The sequence below is a fragment of the Kitasatospora sp. NPDC022785 genome (assembly GCF_055561295.1).
Genome location: NZ_JBVHHB010000004.1, coordinates 347,651 through 369,273, shown reverse-complemented (window position 1 = coordinate 369,273; position 21,623 = coordinate 347,651). Strand labels below are relative to the sequence as shown.

Here is a 21,623-nt window from a genome sequence, read left to right as displayed (position 1 = left end):
GTAGGAAGTCGGCCAGTCCGACTTCCTACGCCGCTCCCCCTCCCGCGAGCAGCTCCGGCAGCTTGCGCATGTCGTGGAACACCACAGTCCCCGGGCCCTCCAGCAGCTCGGCCGCCGTCAGGCCACCCGCGTATCCGAAGGCGCGCATGCCGGCGGCGCGGGCGGCCTGGACGCCGGGGCGGCTGTCCTCGACCACCGCGCAGGCGGCCGGGTCGGCGCCCATCTGCCGGGCGGCGTGCAGGAAGAGGTCCGGGGCGGGCTTGCCGTGGGTCACTTCGGTGGCGCTGTAGATGCGGCCGGCGAACCGCTCGTAGAGGCCGGTGCGGCCCAGGGTGTGGCGCATCTTCTCGTGCGAGCCGCTCGACGCGACGCAGGTCGGCAGGTCGATCGCGTCCAGGGCCTCGGGCAGTCCCTCGACAGCCTCCAGCCGGGTGTCCACCTCTTCCTGGTGGCGTTGCTCGAACCGCTCGCACCAGAGCGCCGCCGTCTCCGCGCCGAGCCGCTCCGCGATCTGCGCGCCGATCGACGCCTGGGACCGCCCGATGAACCGTGCGACGACCTCCGCCTCGGTGAGCGGCCACCCCAACTCGGCGCCCAGCGCGACCTGGACGCGGGCGGCGATGCGCTCGCTGTCGACGAGCACACCGTCGCAGTCGAATATCACGAGTTCTATCGGCTTGATCATCCCCGCAGCCTAGAACGCCCGGACTCCGTGGGCTCGCAGCGCCCGGGTGAACCACTCGAACATTGCAACGTGCGGTCGTCCATGGCTCCACCTTCGCGTCTCCCCCCACGGGAGACTCAAGCGGATCCGCCGGGCGAACGAGTCCGATGTTCGGGCGGGCGGCGACCACGGCGGAGAGTGCCCGCCGGCCGGTCGGTGAGGACGGGCCCGGACACCCTGGTGACGGCGCCGGCCCCGCAACCGATCTTGTCTCCGGCGGCCGGACGTCCCTAGGCTGACCCGATGGGCCTCTTCGACGCATTGACCGGCACCAAGCACCCCGGCGGCGGTGTCGCACCGCGTTCCGCCGAGGACGTCCGGGCGGCGCTGCTCGGTCTGAACGGGCCCGACGTGCCGTACGTCGTGCGGAGCGGCACTGCTGCCGAGGGTGCCGACCTGGTGGCGGAATGGCGGATCAGGGATCCTGCCTGGCGTACGTTCTTCGCCCGGACCCAGCCGGACCGGGTCGTCCGGACCCGGATGCGTCTGGTCCCGGCGCGCCACGAAGTCCGCGCGCTCGACGAGCAGCTGGAGGTCACGTGGGTCGGGGACACACCGAGACTGGCGCCGTCGCGCGAGTACTCCCGTGGGCAGGTCACCGCGGTTTCCCGGGAGTGGAAGGTCGAGCGCGGGGCTGACGGCCGTCCGCGGACGACCGAGGTGTTCCGCTTCGACTCCGCGGAGATGAAGGACCCCTTGCGGGCTGCGGTTCTCGGCGCGGGGTGGACGTGGCGCGGAGCGGTCTTCAAGCTGTGACCGGCCCTGCGGGAGGGGCACGCGGCTGCGGGCCGCCGCCGGAGCGCCGGCCCGGCTCCGGTCCGACCGGGCACTACTAGGGTCGGATCCCATGACTGAGATTCAGAACGATGCCGCTCCCTCCGTCCGCGTGCTGCTGGCGGAGGACCAGGGCATGGTCCGGGAGGCGCTGGCCGCGCTGCTCGGGCTGGAGGGGGACATCGACGTCGTCGCACAGGTGGGCCGGGGCGACGAGGTGGCGGCGGCGGCGGTCGCCAACGACGTGCAGGTCGCGGTGCTGGACATCGAGATGCCCGGGATGACCGGCATCGAGGCGGCGGCGCTGCTGAAGAAGGAGCGGCCGCAGACCAAGGTGGTGATCGCGACCACCTTCGGGCGGCCCGGCTACCTGCGGCGGGCGATGGAGTCCGGCGCGGACGCCTTCCTGGTGAAGGACGCCCCGGCGTCCGAGCTGGCCCAGGCGATTCGCCGGGTGCTGCGCGGCGAGCGGGTGATCGATCCGGCGCTGGCCGCCGCGGCGCTCGCCGAGGGGGCCAACCCGCTGACCGCCCGCGAGCGGGACGTGCTGGCGGCCGCCTCGGACGGCGCGGTGAACGCGGACATCGCCCGGCGGCTGCACCTGTCCGAGGGGACGGTGCGCAACTACCTGTCGATGGCGATCCAGAAGACCGAGGCCCGCAACCGCACCGAGGCGGTCCGGATCGCCCGCGAGAAGGGCTGGCTGTAGGAGCCCGGGGCGGACGGGCCAAGCCCTAGTTCAGCCGGTGCCGGGCCGCCCGGGCGTCGAGGCGGACCCGGGCCGCGGTGTCCGGGTCGAAGGCGTCCAGGATCTCCGCGTACGCGTCCATCTCGGCCGAGCCGGCGAGGAAGTCGCCGGTGCGGACCAGCAGCTCGGCCCGCTCCAGCCGGAGCTGGGCCGGGTGGCGGGGGAGGAGCAGGGCGAGTTCGGTGGCCCAGAGCTGGGTGCGGGCGTGTTCGGGGCGCTCGGCGGCCCAGGCCCGGATGTTGCCCAGCACCCGGTGGACGATGTCCAGGGGCTGTGCGGGGGTGAGCATTTCGGGCGTGAACGGGTGGCCGGTCCGGCCGGCCAGGGCGGCCGCGTCCTCCGGGTCGAGCAGCCGCCCGCCGTGGAACGGGTCGGCGAGGACGTAGTCGTCGCCGCCGCCCGGGCCGCCGACCGCGACGATGAAGTGGCCGGGCAGGGCGACGCCGTGGACGGTCAGCCCGGCCCGCCGGGCGACGGCCGTCCACACCAGCGAGAGCATGATCGGCAGCCCGCGCCGCCGCCGCAGCACCTCCGGCAGCAGCGAGGACTCCAGCCGCCGGTAGTCGGACTGCCGCCCGTGGAACCGCTCGCGCCCGCCCAGGACGGCGGCCAGCAGCGCGGCGGTCTCCTCCGGCCCGGCCGGCGCGCGTTCGGCGACGGCCAGCCGGACGGCGGCGGCGTGCCGCTCCAGCGCGGCCTCGCAGGCGGCCAGCAGGGCCTCCAGGGTGGGAGGGTCCTGCGGGTCGTCGGGGTCCGGGGCGGGGGTGTGTTCGGCGGCGGCGAGCAGGCAGAGCAGCACCGGATCGGGGTGCTCGGCCCGGGCCTCGGTCCGGAAGCGTGCTCTGCTCTGCTCGGTCACGGTGGCTGCGACGGCTTTCGTACGACGGGCGGACAACAGACGGGCGGACAACGGGCGGACGGAAAAGGCAATCGGACGGACGGGTGGACGGAACCCCCCGGGGGGAGTCCTACCCCTGGGGAAGGCGGGCGTAGTGGTAAGTGTGACTGGTCGTGAAGCCAAGTCCGTCATAGAGCGCGTTCGCACCGTCGTTCTCGGCCTCGACCTGGAGGTACGCGCCGGTGGCGCCCTCCTCCGCGGCCCGGGCGGCGAGCACGGCCATCAGCGCGGTGGCCAGGCCCGCGCGGCGGGCGTACGGGGCGACCTCGATCGCGCCGAAGCAGGCCCAGGGCCCGTCGATGACGCAGCGTCCGATCGCCAGCGGCGGCTGCCCGGGGGCGCCCGGTACGGTGGCGAACCAGACCGACGGGCCGCCGTGGATCACCCGGCGCGCCGCCTCCTCCACCGCGGGGTCGTCCGTCACCCGCCGGTACAGCGACATCCACTCGGCGCCGGCCGTGCGCGCGAGCCGGACCCGCTCCACCGCGGAGGAGGCCCCCAGCCGGGCCAGCGGTGCCAGTCCGGCGACCCGCACCAGGGTCGGTGAGTACGCCGCGCCCCGCCGGTCCAGCTCGGCCCGCAGCGCCTCGGGCGAGCCGGGCGTGGAGACCTCGACCCAGGCCGGCAGCCCGCGCGCCGCGTACCACTCCTGCACCGCGGCGAGCGCCACGCCGAGCGGCATCCCGGGGTCGCCGAGCGCCTGGACGGAGTTGGCCCGCCGGGTGAACCCGGACGAGGCGCGCAGCGTCCACGCGCCGAGCGGCTCCTGCTCGACGGCCGGCCAGCCGCGGGCGGCGATGCGCTGGAGCTCGACCGGGGTGGTGGGCGGCAGCGGGGCGCGCCGGGCCGGGAAGAGCGGCACCACCTTGCCCGCGACCAGTAGTTTCTCGTCGAAGGAGACCGGACCGCCGCTGCGCGGGGCGATCGTCAACCCATGATCGTCCCACGATGTGAGCACGCCGATCGCATCCCGGAACATCGGCCGGCCGTCCACGAACTCCGCGACACGCCGGACGGACACGCGTCGTCCCACGTCAGAGCGATCTATCCGGACCTCCGGGCGATCCTGGACCGGTCCTCCAGCCGCCATCTGGGCACCTCCTGTGCATTTGCCGTCTCCGACCCGCGATACTAGGGGCGGGCATCGACGACGCCGCGCTCACCCGCGCACGCGAGCAGAACAGAATGGGCCGCCAGGGCCCTTCCGAGGAGGAACGACAGCGTGACCTACGTCATCGCGCAGCCTTGTGTCGACGTCAAGGACAAGGCGTGCATCGAAGAGTGCCCGGTTGACTGCATCTACGAGGGCGAGCGATCGCTCTACATCCACCCGGATGAGTGTGTCGACTGTGGCGCTTGCGAGCCGGTCTGCCCGGTCGAGGCGATCTTCTACGAGGATGACACTCCGGAGGAGTGGAAGGACTACTACAAGGCGAACGTCGAGTTCTTCGACGACCTCGGTTCGCCCGGTGGTGCCTCGAAGCTCGGCCTGATCGAGCGCGACCACCCGTTCATCGCCGCTCTGCCGCCGCAGAACGCCGACCACTGACGATCGGTGGCAACTGAGCTGTGAGCACCAACGACAGCACGCACGCGCCGTTCCCGGGTCACCCGGGGGCGGCGCGCCGCGTTTCCGACCTCCTGCCGGTCTTCCCCTGGGACAAGCTGGAGCCGTACAAGCGGACCGCGCTCGCCCACCCCGGCGGGCTCTGCGACTTCTCCGTGGGCACCCCGGTGGACCCGGTCCCCGAGGTGATCCAGAAGGCGCTGGCCGCCGCCACCGACACCCCCGGGTACCCGACGGTCTGGGGCCCGGTGGAGCTGCGCGAGGCGATCGCCGGCTGGCTGCGCCGCCGGGTCGGTGCCGAGATCGGCCCCCAGGCCGTCCTGCCGACCGTCGGCTCCAAGGAGCTGGTGGCCTGGCTGCCGACCCAGCTCGGCCTCGGCCCCGGCGACCAGGTCGCGTACCCGCGTCTCGCCTACCCGACCTACGAGGTGGGCGCGCGGCTCTGCGGCGCCGAGCCGGTCGAGTACGACTCGGTGGACGAGCTGGACGGCTCGAGGGTGCGCCTGCTCTGGGTCAACTCGCCCTCCAACCCGACCGGCCGGGTGCTCGGCAAGGACGAGCTGCGCCGCGCGGTGGAGTGGGCCCGGGAGCACCGGGCGCTCCTGGTCAGCGACGAGTGCTACCTGGAGCTGGGCTGGGAGGCCGACCCGGTCTCCGTCCTGCACCCGGACGTCTGCGGCGGCCCCGACGACGGAAAGCAGCACGAGGGCCTGCTGGCCGTCCACTCCCTCTCCAAGCGCTCCAACCTGGCCGGCTACCGCGCCTCCTTCGTGGCGGGCGACCCGGTGGTGGTCAGGGAGCTGCTGGAGGTCCGCAAGCACGGCGGCATGATCGTCCCGGCGCCGGTCCAGGCGGCGACGATCGCGGCGCTCGCGGACGACGCGCACGTGGCCGAGCAGCGTGAGCGGTACGCGGCGCGGCGCTCGGCGCTGCGGGCGGCGCTGGAGGCGTACGGATTCCGGGTGGAGCACTCGGAGGCGAGCCTGTACCTGTGGGCGACCCAGGACCGGCCCTGCTGGGAGACGGTGGCCGAACTGGCCGGGCTGGGCATCCTGGTGGCGCCCGGTGACTTCTACGGGCCGGCCGGCGAGCGGTTCGTCCGGGTCGCGTTCACCGCGACCGACGAGCGGGTCGCGGAGGCCGTGGAGCGGCTGCGCGGCTGAGCACCCGCACAGTGAAGGGGGCCGGTGTCCGGAACGGGACGCCGGCCCCCTTCACGTCGGGGCGGGAGGATCAGCCGATCGGCAGGCCGCCGAGGCCGCCGCCGCCGATGGCGCCGAGCAGGCCGGTGATCGGGGAGAGGCCGGACAGCGGGGAGTTCGGGCCGAGGTCGGCGCCGCCGAGGCGGTTGGCCGAGCCGTGCTCGGCCAGGCCCAGCACGTCGGCGCCGGGCAGGGCGGAGGTGGCCTCGGCCGGCAGCGCACGGCCGAGCGCGCCGAGCGGCAGCGCGTCGGTGACGACGTTGGCGCCGGGGACGGCACCGGTGAGCGCCCCCGTGCCGGGCAGCCCCTGGGTCAGGCCGGCGGTCTGGGAGAGCCCGCCGACGGGGTTGGCGCCGGCCCCGGCGCTGCGGCCGGCCGCGCCGTGGCCGCCGGTGACGGCCTCACCGAGCTTGCCGGCCAGCGTGGACGCGACCTTCGGGGTGATGGCGGAGAGCTGGCCGGTGGTGGCGGCGGTCTTGTCGACCGGAGCGGTCAGCGAGCCGGCCTTCTCGTTCGCCTCGGGGAGCTGGTGGGCGACGATGTTGCCGGTGGCGTCGGCGGTGGCCGGGACGCCCGCGGCGACGGTGGCGGCGCCGGTGTCACCGGCGGCCTGGCCGAGCTCGTGGGTGGTGTGCTGCAGAGTGGACCCCGCGTCGGTGTTGGTCAGCTGGCCCAGCGGGGCGGCCAGGTCCGACTTGGGCAGCAGGGCGTCGGCGGCGGACGCGGAGCCGGCCGCGACCAGCGGGGTCGCGCCGGCCGCCACGAGCAGCGCGGCCTGGGCGATCCGACGCGTGAGGGGGTGAGACATGGGGCTCCTCGAAGGGTCTGGGTCCGTCCCGTCCGCCGGGCGGACGAGGTTATTACCGCTTGAGAAGCCAGAAGGTTTCGGCCGGAGCAAGGAAAAGGACCGGCCGACGATCGGATCGTATGTGCGACGCCGGGGTGCGACGGCCGGCCTGCCGACGAGGTGAAGACGGTGCGGGCCAAGGGCAGAGACGGTTCTGCACCCCGGCCTGCCGCAACGGACCGGTCGTCCACCGAAGTTGACCGCAATCACCCGTTCAGCGGCAACCCGGACACCAGTGCGTCAACGCCCGGGGAGCGCCGTCCGCCGCGCCACCACCCACCGCACCACCGTCCGCCGGGCCACCGCCGCCCCGGCTCCCGAGCCCGCGCGGGCCGATACGCCTGCATCGGGCCGTTACGCCTGGGCGCACCGCCGCTGAGCCCCCGCGCGCCGCTACGCCTTCGCCGGCGCAGCCAGCGAGACCAGCACCAGCTTGGTCGAGGTGCCGGTCGGCTGCGGCTTCCAGCCGTCCTCGGACTTGGCCTTGCGCCAGATCTTCCCGTCGTACGCGACCGTCTCGATGCCCAGCTGCTGGGCCTGCGTCACCGCCCAGTGCGCCACCGCCCAGCCGTTCTGCCGCTCGGCCTCCGGGCCGGCATCGGTGCTGGCGGCCGGGTCCGGGGTGAGCGAGACGGCGCTCTCGGCGCCCTTGATGGAGGAGCTGTAGCCGGTGGCCGGCGTCACCGTCCGGCCGAACTCGCGGCGCACCCGGTCGCTCAGCACCTGCGCCCGGTCCGGCCGCAGGGCCGGGGTGGCGGAGGCCGCGGCGGCGGGGACGGCCGAGGCGGCCGGCGAGGCGGTGTCGTCCGCCGCCTCGGGCGCGGCGAAGTCGTGCACCACGCAGTTGAGCGCGGCCGGCTCGCGGCCGGTCAGTGCGGAGGCCAGCAGGGTCGCCTTGGTCTCGTGCTTGGCGTAGGCCTGCGGGTAGCCGCTCTTCTGCACCTGCTGGGCCGCGTCGGTCAGCGGCAGCCGGGTGTAGCCGGGGACCTTGACCAGGCCGTCGAGGAACTTGTTGGTCGCGTAGACCGGGTCCATGATCTGCTGCGCCGTGCCCCAGCCCTGCGAGGGCCGCTGCTGGAACAGGCCGACCGAGTCCCGGTCGCCGCCGGACAGGTTGCGGATCTTGGACTCCTGCATCGCCGTCGCCAGCGAGATGGTCACCGCGCGGTCCGGGAGGCCGCGTGCGTGCGCGACGGCGGCGATCGTGGCCGCGTTGGCCGCCTGCGGCACCTCCAGCGTGCCCTCGCCGGCCGGCGTCTTCACCGCGCAGCCCTCGGGGGTCAGCAACTTCTGGTCGCGCAGCCAGAACAGGCCCACCGCGACGACCGCGAGCACCAGCAGTCCGATCAGCACCGCGCGCAACGGCCTGCGGCGCCGCCCGGGCGTCGCGTCGCCGCCCTGCTCGCCGCTCTTCTTCCTGGCCACCGCCGCCCCTCTCCACCGTGCTTCTGATCCGTTACCGTACCCACTCGGACGGATGTGCGGCGCCCGCGGTTCTCCGATTCGCGCCCGCACCCGCCCGCGGTCCACGGCCGGACGAGCCCGCAGGACTAGGCTGGACGACCATGAGCAGCCCGAAGACGCCCCTGGACCTCACCCTCGACGGCGGTGCGCTGACCGCCCGGCTCGTCGACTTCCCGTCGGTCAGCGGCGACGAGCAGGCGCTCGCCGACGCCGTGGAGGCCGCCCTGCGCGCCTACCCGCACCTCACCGTCGACCGCTACGGCAACAACGTGGTCGCCCGGACCACCCTGGGCCGCGCCGAGCGCGTCCTGCTCGCCGGCCACCTGGACACCGTGCCGATCGCCGACAACCTGCCGTCCTACGTCGAGGGCGACCTGCTCTACGGCTGCGGCACCTCCGACATGAAGTCCGGTGTGGCCGTCCAGCTCCGGCTGGCCGCCACCCTGACCGAGCCCAACCGCGACCTCACCTACGTCTTCTACGACTGCGAGGAGGTGGAGGCCCACCGCAACGGCCTCGGCCACCTCGCCGCGCAGCACCCGGACTGGCTGGCCGCCGACTTCGCCGTGCTGATGGAGCCCAGCGGCGCCACCGTCGAGGGCGGCTGCCAGGGCACCCTGCGGGTGCAGATCCGGCTGACCGGTGTGCGCGCCCACGCGGCCCGCAGCTGGCTCGGCGACAACGCCATCCACCACGCCGCCGAGGTGCTCGGCCGGCTCACCGCGTACCGGCCGCGCCGGGTGGAGATCGACGGCCTGGAGTACCGCGAGGGCCTGAACGCCGTGCGCATCGACGGCGGCGTGGCCGGCAACGTCATCCCTGACGAGTGCGTGGTGACGGTCAACTTCCGCTACGCGCCGGACCGCAGCGAGGCGGACGCCGAGAAGCACGTCCGGGAGGTCTTCGACGGCTTCGAGGTGACCGTCACCGACTCCTCCCCGGGCGCGCTGCCCGGGCTCTCCCAGCCCGCCGCGCAGGCCTTCCTGGCCGCGACCGGCGGCGTCGCCCGGGCCAAGTTCGGCTGGACCGACGTCGCCCGCTTCAGCGCGCTCGGCGTCCCCGCGGTCAACTACGGCCCCGGCGACCCGAACCTCGCGCACAAGCGGGACGAGCACTGCTCGCTCGCCGCCATCGCCGAGACCGAGAACCGGCTCCGCGCCTGGCTGACCGGCTGACCGGTCCGATGGGCGGACCGGAGGATCAGCAGCCGAACGCCATCTTCCGGTCGCCCAACCGACCTTCCACCGTTGCCTGAAAACGGGGATCAACGGGCGTAGGGTTTCGTCATGACAGGCACTGGAGACGAAAAGCACTACGGTCACGGTCCCGAGCAGGTGGGCGGTCCGCGCCCGAAGAAGGCATGGCCCGAGAAGCAGAAGGGCCCGGTGCTGGTGCGCCGGGACCAGGTCGGCGAAAGCACGACGGACCAGCGCCTGCTGGACACCACCGGCCCGACCGACTGGCTCCACACCGACCCGTGGCGGGTGCTGCGGATCACCTCCGAGTTCGTCGAGGGATTCGGCGCGCTCGCCGAACTCCCGCCCGCGATCAGCGTCTTCGGCTCCGCCCGGACGTCGGTCGACTCGCCCGAGTACGCGGCCGGCGTGGCCATCGGCCGGGCGCTGGCCGAGGCCGGCTACGCGGTGATCACCGGTGGTGGCCCGGGCGCGATGGAGGCGGCCAACCGCGGCGCCTCGGACGCCGGCGGCCTGAGCGTCGGCCTCGGCATCGAGCTGCCCTTCGAGCAGGGGCTCAACGAGTTCGTCGACCTCGGGCTGAACTTCCGTTACTTCTTCGTCCGCAAGACGATGTTCGTGAAGTACGCGCAGGGCTTCGTGGTGCTGCCCGGCGGCCTCGGCACGCTGGACGAGCTGTTCGAGGCGCTGACCCTGGTCCAGACGAAGAAGGTCACCCGGTTCCCGGTGATCCTGTTCGGCAGCGAGTACTGGGGCGGCCTCGTCGACTGGCTGAAGAACACCCTGGTCGCGCAGGGCAAGGCGGCCCCGCACGACCTGGAGCTGTTCCACATCACCGACGACATCGACGAGGTCATGAAGATCCTCGCCGACGCCCGCCGGCCGGTGAACGAGATCTAGGCGAACGAGGTCCAGCGGTTCACGCCAGCCCCCGGCGGGCCACCGCCGGGGGGCGGGTGCCCCGGATCGAGGCGACCATGTCCAGTACCTGCCGGGTCTGCGCCACCTGGTGCGCCCGGTAGACCTGCGCGCCCAGCCAGGCCGAGACGGCGGTGGTGGCCAGCGTGCCGAGCAGCCGCTCGTCCACCGGCTTGTCCAGCGTCTCGCCGACGAAGTCCTTGTTGGAGAGCGAGACCAGTACCGGGAACCCGGTCGCGGTCATCTCCGGCAGCCGCCGCGTCGCCTCCAGCGAGTGCCGGGTGTTCTTGCCGAAGTCGTGCCCCGGGTCGATGATCACCGCGTCCCGCCGCACGCCCAGCCCCACCGCCCGCTCGGCCAGCCCGACGGTCACCCGCAGGATGTCCGCCATCACGTCCTCGTAGCCGACCCGGTGCGGCCGGGTGCGCGGCTCGGCGCCGCCCGCGTGGGTGCAGACCAGGCCGACGTCGTGCCGGGCGGCCACCTCGGCGAGCTTCGGGTCCACCCCGCCCCAGGCGTCGTTCAGCAGGTCCGCGCCGGCCTCGCAGACCGCCTCGCCGACCTCGTGCCGCCAGGTGTCCACGCTGATCACGGCCTCCGGGTGGCGCTTGCGCAGCTCCGCCACGAACGGCACGGTGCGGCGCAGCTCCTCCTCGACCGTGACCTCGTCGCCCGGCCCGGCCTTCACCCCGCCGATGTCCAGGATCGCGGCGCCCTCGGCCATCGCGCGGTCGGCCGCGGCGAACGCGGCCTCGTCGGCGAAGGTCGCGCCCTTGTCGAAGAACGAATCCGGGGTGCGGTTGACGATCGCCATGATCACCAGCTCGTCGTCACCGAATTCCCGTGGTCCCAGGCGCAGTGCCACCGATGTCTCCTCCACAGCTGCTGCGGGTGCGATGATGGCCCCCGGCCTCTCGGGAACCATGATCCCACCAGTACGGGGGCCGGCCGGGAAGTCGGGAGGACAGCACGTGTTCTGGGTGATCGTGGTGGCCATGGCCGTGGTGGTCGGCGGCGCCGCGCTGGTGGCGCTCGGAGGGGGCGGCTCGCTGCCGGAGGCGGTGCAGGACCGGATCGCCGCCCGGTTGCCGCAGGACCGTCCGCTGAGCCGGGACGATGTGGACGGCATCCGGCTGCCGATGGCCGTCCGCGGCTACCGGATGGACGAGGTGGACGACGTCCTCGACCGCCTGGGCGCCGAACTCGCCTACCGGGATGCCCGGATCGCCGAGCTGGAGGCCGTCGCCACGGTGCGCGGCGCCGTCGAGGCGACCGCCGGCCCGGACGCCGGCGCCGAACCGCTGCCGGGCCTGGAGGAGTTCGCCAAGGTGGTCGAGCCGGCGAGCCTCACCAAGCACCCGGAGGGCAGCGGTCCGGCGGCCGACCAGTGAGCGCGGACGGCGCCGTGATCGGCCCGGACGGCCTGCGCCGCTGCGCCTGGGGCGACTCGACGGACGACTACCGGGTGTACCACGACACCGAGTGGGGCCGCCCGGTGCACGGTGACGACGCGCTGTTCGAGCGGGTCTGCCTGGAGGCCTTCCAGTCCGGCCTGTCCTGGATCACCATCCTCCGCCGCCGCGAGGGCTTCCGGTCCGCGTTCGCCGGCTTCGAGATCGGCAAGGTCGCCGAGTTCGGCCCGGCGGACGTCGAGCGGCTGCTCGGCGACACCGGGATCATCCGCAACCGCGCCAAGATCGAGGCGTCCATCGCCAACGCCAGGGTCGCCCGAGAACTCGACGGCGGCCTGGACACGTTGATCTGGCAGTACGCCGGCGACCCGGACCGGCCGGCCCCCCGCAGCCTGGCCGAGGTGCCGGCCGTCACACCCGAGTCGACGGCGCTGGCGAAGGCGCTCAAGAAGGCGGGCTTCCGCTTCGTCGGCCCGACCACCGCGTACGCCCTGATGCAGGCCTGCGGCCTGGTCGACGACCACCTGGCGGACTGCCACGTCCGCCAGGCGCTCCGCAGTCCTTAGGACGCGCCCGGCGTCCAGCGCCGGGCGCGAAACGTCGGACGTGCCCGGCCCTAGCGGCCCAGGTACTTCGGCTTCTCCTTGGCGATGAAGGCGCGGACCGCGATCCGGTGGTCCTCGCTCTCGCCCGCCAGGGTCTGCAGCTCGTCCTCCTTGTCGAGCAGCTCGTCCAGGGAGTGCGAGGCGCCGTACGCCAGCGACTCCTTGAGCGCGCCGAGCGCCACTGTCGGGCCCTCGGCCAGCTCCTTGGCGAAGACCCGCGCGGTGGCGGCCAGCTCGGCGGCCGGCACGACCTTGGTGGCCAGGCCCAGCTCCATCGCCTCGGTGGCCTTCACCGTGCGCGGCAGCATCAGCAGCTCGGTCGCCTTGGCGTGCCCCACCAGCCGGGGCAGCGTCCAGGAGGCGCCCGAGTCGGCGGTCAGCGCGATCCCGGCGAAGGCGGTGTTGAAGCCGGCCGTGTCCGCGATGATCCGGAAGTCGCAGGCGAAGGCCAGCGAGGCGCCCGCGCCCGCCGCCACGCCGCCGACGGCCGCCACGGTCGGCTTGCGCATCCCGGCCAGCGCCCGCACCAGCGGGTTGTAGTGCTCGGCGACGGTCTTGAGCGCGCCCTCGCCGGTCTCCTCGGCCCGCTTCAGCAGGCCCAGGTGCTCCTTGAGGTCCTGCCCGACGCAGAAGGCCCGCTCGCCGGCGCCGGTCAGCAGCACCGCCCGCACCGCCCGGTCCTCGGCGGCGGCGGCCACGGTGTCCCGCAGCGCCACCTTGGTCGCGACGTCCAGGGCGTTCATCGCCTCCGGGCGGTTGATGGTGATGACGGCCAGGCCGCCGTCCAGCTCGTACAGCACGGAATCGGACATGGGCGAGGGGCTCCCTTGTGATCGTCACGGGTCGGTCGTGTGTCAGGATGCCGGAGCACACGGCCGGGTGGGGAGTGTGAGGTATCGCACCTTTCGGTGGCGTACGGACCGGCGCCGCGCCGGGGCTTATGGCTGGAAATGTGCCGCTTGAGGCCGGTCCGGCCCTGGTTGCACCGAGAGTGATGTTGGTCATCAGGCCGTGGCATGCGGGATAATGGCTTCCGATCAATGCGTTCGATACCGGCGGTGGACGGACTGCCGGTGCGTAGCTGAGCGGTTGCAGGAAGGGGAACGAGCATGGCGGCCATGAAGCCGCGGACGGGTGACGGCCCGCTCGAAGTCACCAAAGAGGGGCGGGGCATCATCATGCGCGTTCCGCTCGAAGGCGGCGGACGCCTTGTGGTGGAGCTCACGCCTGACGAGGCCGACGCCCTCGGCGAGGCCCTGAAGAAGGCCTGCGGCTGACCGCAGCGGGTGCTCGCCATCTCCTTGAGATGTGCTGCCGGGCCCGGGTACGACGAATTCGTCTGCCCGGGCTCTGTGGTTCCCGGGGCCGACCGGGGCGCTCAGCCGCCCCCGGCCGGCCCGGAGCGCTCAGCCGCCCCCGGCCGGACCGGGGCCCTCAGCCGCCCCGCGGCCGGACCGGGGCCCTCAGCCGCCCCGCGGCCGGCCCGGAGCGCTCAGCCGCTCCCGGCCCGACCGGGGGTGCTCAGCGCTTCACGGCGCAGAGCAGCCCGTCCGAGACCGGCAGCAGCGCCGGCAGCAGCGACTCGCTCTCCCGGACGTCCCGGACCAGGTCGCGCACCGCGTGGGTCTGCGGGTCCTGGAGCTCCGGCTCGGCCAGCCGGCCCTCCTGGAAGACGCCCTCGAAGCAGACCATCCCGCCCGGCCGCAGCAGCCGCATCGACTCCGACAGGTACTCCCGGGACTCCGCCGGGTCCCCGTCGCAGAACACCAGGTCGTACTGGCCGTCCGCGAGCCGGGGCAGGACCTCCAGTGCCCGGCCCGGTATGAACCGCGACCGGTTGGCCGCGAATCCGGCCGCCTGGTAGGCCTCCCGGGCCAGCTGCTGGCGCACCGGCTCGGAGTCCACCGTGGTGAGCACGCCGTCCGGCCGCATCCCGCGCAGCAGGTAGACCCCGGAGACGCCCGTCCCGGTGCCGATCTCGGCCACCGCCTTGGCGTCGAGCGCCGCCGCCAGCAGGCGCAGACAGGCCCCGCCGCTCGGTCCGATCGCCTTGATGCCGGTCCGCGCGGACTGTGCCCGGGCGTACGTCAGCACCGCATCCTCGCCGACATAGGTGTCGGCGAGGGCCACGCGGGCGGGCCCGAACTCGCTGATGGCTGCCTCTTTCGGAGCCCCGGGTGGTGGCCCGGCGCGGAGCGGATGTCGAAGCGGATGTCGATATTTCCTGCCACAGATTACTGGCCGGGCGGGAACCGCGTACGGCGGCGGGCCGTTGGGTGGAGCAGGGACCGGGTGAGCCGACATCCCCGGGCCCGCAATCCGGGCTTGACGGCCCCGGGCACTTTTATCCGGGCTTGACGGGTGAGGTGGATATGGTGGTGGCCCTGCTGGGCAGAAGAGCCGACCGAGGAGGTGTGGCCGAGGGCGACGTCCCTGTGCGGCGGCACATCCGCAGCACCACGTCGGCCCGTACGCCGAAGCCCGTGATGAACCAGCCTGCGCACTCCCCCCTGGACCAGCCGGCCGCCGCGACGCCGGCCGCCGGTACCACCGAGGCCCCCGCCGCCCTCGCGAGCTTCGCCGAGGGTCCCGACGCGCAGACCTGGACTCCGCCCACGTGGGAGGAGATCGTCGAGGCCCACAGTGCCCGCGTCTACCGCCTCGCCTACCGTCTGACGGGCAACCAGCACGACGCCGAGGACCTCACCCAGGAGGTCTTCGTCCGGGTGTTCCGTTCGTTGTCGACCTACACCCCCGGCACGTTCGAGGGCTGGCTGCACCGGATCACCACCAATCTCTTCCTGGACATGGTCCGCCGCCGCCAGCGCATCCGCTTCGACGCGCTCGGCGAGGACGCGGCCGAGCGGCTGGCCTCCCGCGAGCCCAGCCCGGCCCAGCACTTCAGCGACACCCACTTCGACGCCGACATCCAGCAGGCGCTGGACACGCTGGCCCCCGAGTTCCGTGCCGCCGTGGTGCTCTGCGACATCGAGGGCCTCTCCTACGAGGAGATCGCGGCCACGCTCGGCGTCAAGCTCGGTACCGTCCGCAGCCGGATCCACCGCGGTCGCTCGCACCTGCGCGCCGCGCTCAAGCACCGCGCTCCCGGCGCGGCCCCCGGCCGCGAGCGCCGGGGCGGCTCCGAGGAGCCGGTGCCGGTCGGCGTCGCCGCCGGCGAGGCCCCCGGAGCGCCGGGCGGGCGCGGACGGAGGCGATCGTGAGCGGAACCGGCCGGTCTGGGCCGGGCCGGTCGGACGCGACCGGCAAGGCCGCCAACCGCCGGGGCGGCTGGCCCCAGCTGGGCCGCCGCGGCCAGGACGGCACCGACGTGCCCGTGCCGCCGGCCGCCGCCCTGCCGGGTGATCCCGCGCTGCGCGCGGTCGCCGTCCGGCCCACCGAGCACGCCGAGGAGCACCACCTCGGGGAGCGGCTCTCCGCCTTCGTCGACGGCGAACTCGGCCACGACTCGCGCGACCGCGTCCAGGCCCACCTGGCGACCTGCCCGCAGTGCCTCGCCGAGGCCGACGAGGGCCGCGCCGTCAAGCACCTGCTGACCCGTACCGACACACCCGGCCCGTCCTCGGGGCTGATGGCCCGGCTGATGGCCGTCGGCGCCCTCCCGGACGACGTCCCGGACGAGCGGCCGCCCGCCGCCGACCGGTCGCGCCGGGACGACGACGACCTGCCCGGCGGCGGCCTCCCCGCGGCCGGCGGCACGCTCGGTGGCAGCCGGCTGAACGGCGGCTCCTTCGGCCGCGGCGCCGGCGCCTCCTTCGGCGCGGGCGCGCTCGGTGCCGACGCGCCGGTGCCGGGGATCGACCCCCGGGCGTTCGGCCGCGGCGGTTCGGTGCTGCGCCCGCTGATGGGCCGGCGCAGCGGCCGCCCCGAGGCCTCCGCCCGTCCCGAGCCGGCCGCGGCCGCCGCGAGCCCCGCCGGCGTCCGGCAGGCCCCGCCGCGCGGGCGCCGGTTCGTCTTCGCCGCCGCCGGGGCCTTCTCGGTCGCCGCGGTGACGCTCGGCGGCGTCGGCGGTTTCACCGCGCAGAGCGAGGATCAGCACGGCACCTCGGTCAGCCCGGCGGTCGGCGGCACCGGCCGCAGCGGCGGGCTGGTCCCGATGACCGCGCAGGTCCCGGTGGACTTCCCGGTCCGCCCGGTGGCGGCCACCCGCGGCGCGACCCCGCCGTTCGACGCTCCGGACCGCACCCCCAGCTCCGGCCTGGCCGGTCTCCACCACGAGACTCGTTAGGCACACCGGGTCACCTCGGCCTCGGTCACCGGCCACGGCCATCGGCGGGTCTTCACCACGGCTTCATCACATCGTGGGCCGTGGAACCGCCGGTGGCCATTACGCTGTTAGGAACCGTTGTCCGACGAGCTGAGGGAGCTTAGGTGTTCAGCGACGTAGGCGGACTGGAGATCCTGACCCTGGTCATCATGGCCATCGTGATCTTCGGCCCGGACAAGCTGCCGAAGCTGATCCAGGACACCATGGGCTTCATCCGCAAGGTCCGGTCCTTCGCCGACAGCGCGAAGGAGGACATCCGCAGCGAGCTCGGCCCCGAGTTCAAGGACTTCGAGTTCGAGGACCTCCACCCCAAGACCTTCGTCCGCAAGCAGCTCATGGGCGACAACCCGGACCCGCTGGGCCTCAAGGAGATGCGGGACTCCCTCGACATCCGCTCGGTGCTGGACGACAAGCCCGAGGCCGCGGTGAACGGCCACGGCCGCACCGGCACGGTCAGCATGGACAAGTCCTCCGCCGCCGTCCCGGCGGCCGCCTCGGCGGGCACTCCGCTCGAGCCCGGCGAGCGCCCCCCGTTCGACCCCGACGCCACCTGATCGCGCGTCCGCACCACGACACCGCCGCCCCGCCCGGCCGCACGGCTGAGCGGGGCGGCGGCGTCCGCGCCGCTATTGTGCTGATTGTTCCCGCTGTGCCGTCGGTCACTTCCGGTCCCCTTCGGACCGAAGACGCACGGCGGAGACGCCGCGGTGCGCCACCATGGGAGCGCGCTGCGGCAGGAATACGTGCGTTTGAGGAGGCCCGGGGATGGACGCGACGAGTCATGCGGTGGGGACGGCCACGGCCACGGCCGGTGGCCGGGTGGTCGGCGGCCAGGCCGGCCCGGCGGACCCGCTGGTGCCCTACCTGTCGGCGGACTTCCCCTGGTACGGCCTGGACGACGGCTGGACCGGCCGCCGCTACCTGATGCAGGCCGGCGCGGGCGGCCCGCGCACCGGATCGGCCGGCAGCGTCGACTACGGCTCCCTCGGTCACGGCGAGGAGCCGGCCCGGCAGTACGAGCCGCGCGACATGCGCAAGTTCGCGGTCGTGGTCACCGTCGCCCGCCGGGACAGCCGCCGCAGCGCCGACAACACCGGCACCCTGGAGGCGACCTCCGCCTCCTCCGCCGCCTGGCTGGCCGGCTCCGGCCTGCTCGCCTCGACCTGGCCGGGCCAGCTGGACCGCACCCTGCGCCAGGACTGGCTGGACCAGCAGTCCGCCCTCGCCTGGGACCTCGCCGACGACCTGGCCGGCCCCGGCTGGTCCACCCTCAGCCTCCCGGTGAACGGCCTGCCGCAGCCCTTCCGCTACCGCGAGTCCGAGTACGGCTGGGTGCTCGCGGGCGAGGCCCCCGGCGTCCTGCTCGGCGCCTACGGCCGCGGCGTCAGCGCCTACGGCGCCGGCTTCTCCACCGTCCCCGACCTGACCGCCTACACCCGCCCGTAGCCCGGACGGCACGAGGGGCCGGACAGCACGAAGGGCCGGGCGCGGGCCCGGCCCTTCGAGGTGTGTCCGATCAGAACTTGTTCAACTCAGGCTGGCAGGCGTCTGACCTGCTGCTTTATGTGCTCATTCGGGCCGCTGGGCCGTGTCCGGGCCGTCGGCCGGATCGGGGCCGTTCCCCAAGGCCAGATCGACGGCTTCCTTGGTCCGCCTCTCGCTGCTCGGCATGAGGTGCGTGTAGGTCCGGAGCGTGAAGCCCGGATCGTGGTGGCCGAGATACTCGCTCAGGGCCTTGATGCTCTCTCCCGCGTCCAGGAGCACGGAGGCGTAGAAGTGCCGCAGGGCGTGCATGCCGTTCTCCCGGCCGAGCGGTGCGCCGGCGGCGGTGAGGGCCGGGCGCCAGACCGTGCGGTTGAAGCCGTTGCGGTTCAGGCTCTGCCCTTTGGCATCCACGAACAGCAGGTTCGCGCTGGTTGGCGGCCCGTCCACGCCCCGCCAGGGGAGGGTGACGCGGACCGGCGGGTGTGATGCCAGGTGGGTCCGGAGGGACTTCGCCATCGAGTCCGGCAGCGGGACCTTACGGGTCTTGTTGCCCTTGGGCAGGGAGAACACCGGGCGGTTCCTGATCAGCCGGACCTGACGGCTCACGTGGACCACGCCCTCGGTGAAGTCCAGGTCTTCCACGGCCAGGCCGAAGATCTCCCCCTGTCGCAGACCGCAGCCGCCAGCTAAGTCCACCATCGGTCGGTAGTCGTCGGGGAACGTCGCACGCACGGCCAGCACCCGGGCCACCAGCCACGGGACGATGCGGCGAGCGGCCAGCTTCGGAGCCCGGACCGAGGTCGACCGGCAGGGGTTGTTCGGGATCAGCCGGTCTTCCACTGCCGCAGTGAGCATGGTGCCGAGGTTCGCGAAGATGACCCGCTGTGACGCGGGGGAGAGCCCCTGATCGGTGAGCTTCACCAGCCACTCGCGGATGTCGGACGGCCGCAGCGAGCTGAGCGGGCGCGTCCCGAGGTGCGGCACCACGTGCAGCCGGATGCGTTGCTCGGTGCTGACATAGGACTGAGGGTCCATGCTGAGCGAGGCAAGCCACTTCTCGGCGTGCTGCTTGACGGTCACCCGTCCAGCGTTCGGGTCGATGTACTGGCCGCGCGACATGTCGGCCTCGATGTCGGTCAGCCACTGGTCGGCCTTGCGCTTCTGGCGGTCGGGGAAGCTCTTGGACTTCTCGGTGCCGTCGGGGCCGACGTAGCGGGCGCGGTAGCGCATGCCGATGCCGTACCGGTCGGTCTTGACCCTGCGCGACTTGCCGTCGGGTCCCAACTCGCTTTTGTACCAGCGGTCTTGGACGTGTCCGGCCATCAGGCTGCCTCCTGGCTCAGGGTCTCGATCCAGGCGTGGACCTTGGCGGGGTCGAAGCGCAGGTGTCGGCCGATGCGGAAGCCGGGCGGTCCGGTGCGCTTGCGGCGCCACTGGTAGACGGTCTCGACCGGGATGCCAAGCAGTGCGGCCAGGTCGATCGGTGTCAGGTAGCGGTCGGGCAGTGCCCCCCTCACAGCCATGCGAAGTCCCTTTCCTCTGAGTCGAGTTGTTCTTTGAGTTCCTGTCGGTCGGTGGTTCGGCGTGCGTGTAGATCGGCGGCGATGGTGGCGGCGAGCATGGATTCGCCGGGGCTATTCCCGGCGCCGGCGAACGCCCAGTGGGCGAGGACCAGGGTTTCGGCGTCGGGCAGGTCGTTCAGATCGGGCAGGCCCTTGGCGAGGAGCCGGTCCCGCAGGTCGGCGTGGGCTTGTTCGGCGCGGTAGTCGGCGCGGACCTGGCGCAGGGCGCCGAGCGTGGTCGAGTAGGTCGGGGACTTGGAGGAGAAGTGGCCCCGGAAGCCGAGCATGTGGGACCAGTGCGCCAGCAGCCGACCGGGGTAGAGCTTGTCGAGGTCCCAGCAGGCTTCGATCAGCCGCCGCGTGTGGGCGGGCAGGTCGTGGCGGTCGAGCTCGTGGCGCTCCAGGATGCGCCGGTCCACGGTCTCGGTGGTCTCGGCCGACTTGGTGGCGTACTTGGCGACGTACGAGGCGACGGCCTGTTCCGAGATCTCGCCGGTGGCGAAGGCGCCGATCGGGCGGACGTCCACCTGGTCACCCCACTGGAGGACCCTGGCCGGGTGGTCGCCGGCGGCAGCCACCGGGACACCAGCGCGGCGGGCGGCGGCGCGGATCGCGGCGTCGAGCAGGGCGAGGGTGGCCCACGGGGGCGGAGGTGTGTCGGGTCCGCCGGGGCCATCGATGCGGATGACGGCGTGGAAGTGGACCGCGCCGCGTCGCTGGTACTCGGCGACCTTGCCGAACGAGATCTTCGCCTGCTCCTTGAACTGCCACTGGAACAGCCCGGCCATCTTCGCCATGGTGCGGAACAGGTAGATGGTGAAGCGGCGCCACAGGTCGGGGGCGTGGTTGTTCCAGAGCACGGCGTGCGCGTAGTCGTAGCGCTCCGGATCCAGCGGGGTGCCGAGGAGGGGTGAGTCCTTGGGGTGGGCGTGGCCGCAGCGGCAGGTGCCGGTGTCGGGGCGGTTGTGGACCGGGCCGAAGCTGGGGGCGGTGAGGGTGGCGAAGACGCGGGGGTGGGAGCGGACCGTGTCCGGGACGCCCTTCGAGTCGTCGCCGGCGAGTCCGGCGCGGATCAGGTGGAAGGTGTCGGCGGAGTAGGTGCGGGCGCAGGAGGGGCAGCGGGAGGCCCGCCGGTTGCCGCACGCGACCTTCAGGCGTCCACCGGGTTCGTGGTCGGTGGAGTAGCGGTTCCACACCGCGCCGGTCGGGGCGTGGACCAGGGTGCGGAAGCCCTTGAGGTGGATCGGGTTGGCGCAGCCGCCGGTGCGGCGTAACTGGTCCTGGAGTCGGGGGAGGTCTCCCCGGGAGGCGAGCCGGGCCAGGTCCGCGACCGCGAGCCGGGACGCCTCACCGGGGAGGGCGGAGGCGTGGGTCACGCGGCCACCGCCAGGACAGGCCGAACGCCGGGGGCGTGCTCGGCGCAGGGGCGGAAGAACGGGCCGCCGTCGGTGAACTCCGCGAGCGGGATGGGCTCCCAGCCGGTGTGACCGTCGTTCTCGTCCCAGACATCGACGTGGCACGGGCAGGCGCCGTACTGACCGTAGAGGTGGGTGCTGATGCAGTCGCACGGGACCAGGACACCGACCGTGCCGGACAGGGCGCCGTCCGAGTCCACGACCCGCAGCGTTCCCGAGCAGGCCGGGCATACGTCGGCGGCCGGTGCGGGGGCGGAGTGGAGCGAGCAGGAGACGACGGCGCCCAGCGCGGCCCGGTACTTCGCAGGGACCGGAATGCGGCCGGTCCCGCCGCACAAGCACTGGACGAGCGCGACGGCGAGACCGGCGATGGTGGCAGCAGGCATGATGGAGGCTCCCTTGAACGAGGGGCGAAGGGGACGGCGCGTCGGCTTGGCGGCATGAGCGCGCCGTCCCCGCTGCATTTGCTGGCGGCGTGTTCGGCAGCCCGAGGAGACCGGGGCGACCGGGGATCGAGCAGG

General features: G+C 73.5%; 25 protein-coding genes. 13 read left to right on the top strand and 12 right to left on the bottom strand.

Going from position 1 to position 21,623, the window contains the following annotated elements; translation table 11 throughout:
- Nucleotides 1–25 precede the first annotated feature (25 nt).
- Nucleotides 26–685, bottom strand: coding sequence for an HAD family hydrolase (locus ACZ3YO_RS09440; RefSeq protein WP_465566943.1), 660 nt, complete (start codon nucleotides 683–685; stop codon nucleotides 26–28).
- Between the two features lie 282 nt (nucleotides 686–967).
- Here ACZ3YO_RS09440 and ACZ3YO_RS09435 point away from each other — a divergent pair, with 282 nt between their 5' ends.
- Nucleotides 968–1,480 (top strand): hypothetical protein, encoded by a 513-nt coding sequence (locus tag ACZ3YO_RS09435; RefSeq protein WP_465566940.1) that lies wholly within the window; start codon nucleotides 968–970, stop codon nucleotides 1,478–1,480.
- Nucleotides 1,481–1,571: 91 nt separating this feature from the next.
- On the top strand, nucleotides 1,572–2,207 hold the full coding sequence (locus tag ACZ3YO_RS09430) for a response regulator transcription factor (protein WP_465566937.1): 636 nt from the start codon (nucleotides 1,572–1,574) through the stop codon (nucleotides 2,205–2,207).
- A 25-nt stretch (nucleotides 2,208–2,232) separates the two neighbouring features.
- On the opposite strand, the gene ACZ3YO_RS09425 is transcribed toward ACZ3YO_RS09430, so the two are convergent.
- Together ACZ3YO_RS09425 and ACZ3YO_RS09420 are read right to left on the bottom strand one after the other, a co-directional pair.
- Nucleotides 2,233–3,105 (bottom strand): transglutaminase family protein, encoded by an 873-nt coding sequence (locus ACZ3YO_RS09425; protein ID WP_465566934.1) that lies wholly within the window; start codon nucleotides 3,103–3,105, stop codon nucleotides 2,233–2,235.
- Nucleotides 3,106–3,214: 109 nt separating this feature from the next.
- Nucleotides 3,215–4,234 carry a GNAT family N-acetyltransferase gene (locus ACZ3YO_RS09420; protein ID WP_465566931.1) on the bottom strand — a complete coding sequence of 340 codons (1,020 nt, stop codon included), beginning with the start codon at nucleotides 4,232–4,234 and terminating at the stop codon, nucleotides 3,215–3,217.
- Nucleotides 4,235–4,366: 132 nt separating this feature from the next.
- On the opposite strand from ACZ3YO_RS09420, the gene fdxA reads away from it, so the two are divergent.
- Both fdxA and dapC read left to right on the top strand, forming a co-directional pair.
- Entirely contained in the window at nucleotides 4,367–4,693 is a 327-nt protein-coding gene (gene fdxA / locus ACZ3YO_RS09415; RefSeq protein WP_030061559.1) for a ferredoxin, read from the top strand.
- Between the two features lie 20 nt (nucleotides 4,694–4,713).
- The gene (gene dapC / locus ACZ3YO_RS09410) at nucleotides 4,714–5,874 is read left to right on the top strand and encodes a succinyldiaminopimelate transaminase (protein ID WP_465566928.1); all 1,161 of its coding nucleotides are present in this window, start codon (nucleotides 4,714–4,716) and stop codon (nucleotides 5,872–5,874) included.
- Nucleotides 5,875–5,944: 70 nt separating this feature from the next.
- On the opposite strand, the gene ACZ3YO_RS09405 is transcribed toward dapC, so the two are convergent.
- Both ACZ3YO_RS09405 and ACZ3YO_RS09400 read right to left on the bottom strand, forming a co-directional pair.
- On the bottom strand, nucleotides 5,945–6,721 hold the full coding sequence (locus ACZ3YO_RS09405) for a hypothetical protein (RefSeq protein ID WP_465566925.1): 777 nt from the start codon (nucleotides 6,719–6,721) through the stop codon (nucleotides 5,945–5,947).
- Nucleotides 6,722–7,153: 432 nt separating this feature from the next.
- Entirely contained in the window at nucleotides 7,154–8,185 is a 1,032-nt protein-coding gene (locus ACZ3YO_RS09400) for a VldE C-terminal domain-containing protein (protein WP_465566922.1), read from the bottom strand.
- Between the two features lie 140 nt (nucleotides 8,186–8,325).
- On the opposite strand from ACZ3YO_RS09400, the gene dapE reads away from it, so the two are divergent.
- Nucleotides 8,326–9,399 (top strand): succinyl-diaminopimelate desuccinylase, encoded by a 1,074-nt coding sequence (gene dapE, locus ACZ3YO_RS09395; RefSeq protein WP_465566919.1) that lies wholly within the window; start codon nucleotides 8,326–8,328, stop codon nucleotides 9,397–9,399.
- A 111-nt stretch (nucleotides 9,400–9,510) separates the two neighbouring features.
- Nucleotides 9,511–10,320: an LOG family protein gene (locus ACZ3YO_RS09390; protein WP_465546162.1), complete on the top strand. Its 810-nt coding sequence runs from the start codon at nucleotides 9,511–9,513 to the stop codon at nucleotides 10,318–10,320.
- Between the two features lie 19 nt (nucleotides 10,321–10,339).
- Here ACZ3YO_RS09390 and folP read toward each other — a convergent pair whose 3' ends face one another.
- Entirely contained in the window at nucleotides 10,340–11,152 is an 813-nt protein-coding gene (folP, locus tag ACZ3YO_RS09385) for a dihydropteroate synthase (RefSeq protein ID WP_465567222.1), read from the bottom strand.
- A 157-nt stretch (nucleotides 11,153–11,309) separates the two neighbouring features.
- On the opposite strand from folP, the gene ACZ3YO_RS09380 reads away from it, so the two are divergent.
- Both ACZ3YO_RS09380 and ACZ3YO_RS09375 read left to right on the top strand, forming a co-directional pair.
- Nucleotides 11,310–11,729 (top strand): DivIVA domain-containing protein, encoded by a 420-nt coding sequence (locus ACZ3YO_RS09380; protein WP_465566916.1) that lies wholly within the window; start codon nucleotides 11,310–11,312, stop codon nucleotides 11,727–11,729.
- Nucleotides 11,726–12,316 carry a DNA-3-methyladenine glycosylase I gene (locus tag ACZ3YO_RS09375; protein ID WP_465566910.1) on the top strand — a complete coding sequence of 197 codons (591 nt, stop codon included), beginning with the start codon at nucleotides 11,726–11,728 and terminating at the stop codon, nucleotides 12,314–12,316. Before ACZ3YO_RS09380 ends, ACZ3YO_RS09375 begins: the two co-directional genes overlap by 4 nt.
- 50 nt (nucleotides 12,317–12,366) lie before the next feature.
- On the opposite strand, the gene ACZ3YO_RS09370 is transcribed toward ACZ3YO_RS09375, so the two are convergent.
- Entirely contained in the window at nucleotides 12,367–13,167 is an 801-nt protein-coding gene (locus tag ACZ3YO_RS09370) for an enoyl-CoA hydratase-related protein (protein WP_396320696.1), read from the bottom strand.
- A 297-nt stretch (nucleotides 13,168–13,464) separates the two neighbouring features.
- On the opposite strand from ACZ3YO_RS09370, the gene ACZ3YO_RS09365 reads away from it, so the two are divergent.
- Complete coding sequence (locus ACZ3YO_RS09365) at nucleotides 13,465–13,632, top strand: DUF3117 domain-containing protein (RefSeq protein ID WP_014137929.1); 168 nt, start codon at nucleotides 13,465–13,467, stop codon at nucleotides 13,630–13,632.
- A 244-nt stretch (nucleotides 13,633–13,876) separates the two neighbouring features.
- Here ACZ3YO_RS09365 and ACZ3YO_RS09360 read toward each other — a convergent pair whose 3' ends face one another.
- Nucleotides 13,877–14,485: an O-methyltransferase gene (locus ACZ3YO_RS09360; protein WP_241002579.1), complete on the bottom strand. Its 609-nt coding sequence runs from the start codon at nucleotides 14,483–14,485 to the stop codon at nucleotides 13,877–13,879.
- 356 nt (nucleotides 14,486–14,841) lie between these two features.
- Here ACZ3YO_RS09360 and sigE point away from each other — a divergent pair, with 356 nt between their 5' ends.
- The 4 genes from sigE to ACZ3YO_RS09340 all read left to right on the top strand — a co-directional run bounded on the left by sigE (nucleotide 14,842) and on the right by ACZ3YO_RS09340 (nucleotide 18,086).
- Nucleotides 14,842–15,576, top strand: coding sequence for an RNA polymerase sigma factor SigE (gene sigE / locus ACZ3YO_RS09355; RefSeq protein ID WP_396320950.1), 735 nt, complete (start codon nucleotides 14,842–14,844; stop codon nucleotides 15,574–15,576).
- Entirely contained in the window at nucleotides 15,573–16,601 is a 1,029-nt protein-coding gene (locus ACZ3YO_RS09350; RefSeq protein ID WP_465566905.1) for an anti-sigma factor family protein, read from the top strand. Before sigE ends, ACZ3YO_RS09350 begins: the two co-directional genes overlap by 4 nt.
- 143 nt (nucleotides 16,602–16,744) lie before the next feature.
- Complete coding sequence (locus ACZ3YO_RS09345; RefSeq protein ID WP_465566902.1) at nucleotides 16,745–17,194, top strand: sec-independent translocase; 450 nt, start codon at nucleotides 16,745–16,747, stop codon at nucleotides 17,192–17,194.
- A gap of 211 nt (nucleotides 17,195–17,405) precedes the next feature.
- On the top strand, nucleotides 17,406–18,086 hold the full coding sequence (locus ACZ3YO_RS09340) for a hypothetical protein (RefSeq protein ID WP_465566900.1): 681 nt from the start codon (nucleotides 17,406–17,408) through the stop codon (nucleotides 18,084–18,086).
- A gap of 123 nt (nucleotides 18,087–18,209) precedes the next feature.
- Here the strand turns inward: ACZ3YO_RS09340 and ACZ3YO_RS09335 are convergent, their stop codons facing one another.
- From ACZ3YO_RS09335 to ACZ3YO_RS09320, 4 genes are read right to left on the bottom strand one after another with little or no spacing between them, the layout of a single operon-like run.
- The gene (locus tag ACZ3YO_RS09335; RefSeq protein ID WP_465566898.1) at nucleotides 18,210–19,448 is read right to left on the bottom strand and encodes a tyrosine-type recombinase/integrase; all 1,239 of its coding nucleotides are present in this window, start codon (nucleotides 19,446–19,448) and stop codon (nucleotides 18,210–18,212) included.
- Nucleotides 19,448–19,648, bottom strand: a complete 201-nt coding sequence (locus tag ACZ3YO_RS09330; RefSeq protein ID WP_465566895.1) for a helix-turn-helix transcriptional regulator — start codon at nucleotides 19,646–19,648, stop codon at nucleotides 19,448–19,450. Before ACZ3YO_RS09330 ends, ACZ3YO_RS09335 begins: the two co-directional genes overlap by 1 nt.
- Nucleotides 19,639–21,063 (bottom strand): replication initiator protein RepSA, encoded by a 1,425-nt coding sequence (gene repSA / locus ACZ3YO_RS09325; protein WP_465566892.1) that lies wholly within the window; start codon nucleotides 21,061–21,063, stop codon nucleotides 19,639–19,641. Before repSA ends, ACZ3YO_RS09330 begins: the two co-directional genes overlap by 10 nt.
- Nucleotides 21,060–21,488 carry a hypothetical protein gene (locus tag ACZ3YO_RS09320; RefSeq protein ID WP_465566889.1) on the bottom strand — a complete coding sequence of 143 codons (429 nt, stop codon included), beginning with the start codon at nucleotides 21,486–21,488 and terminating at the stop codon, nucleotides 21,060–21,062. Before ACZ3YO_RS09320 ends, repSA begins: the two co-directional genes overlap by 4 nt.
- Nucleotides 21,489–21,623: the final 135 nt, after the last annotated feature.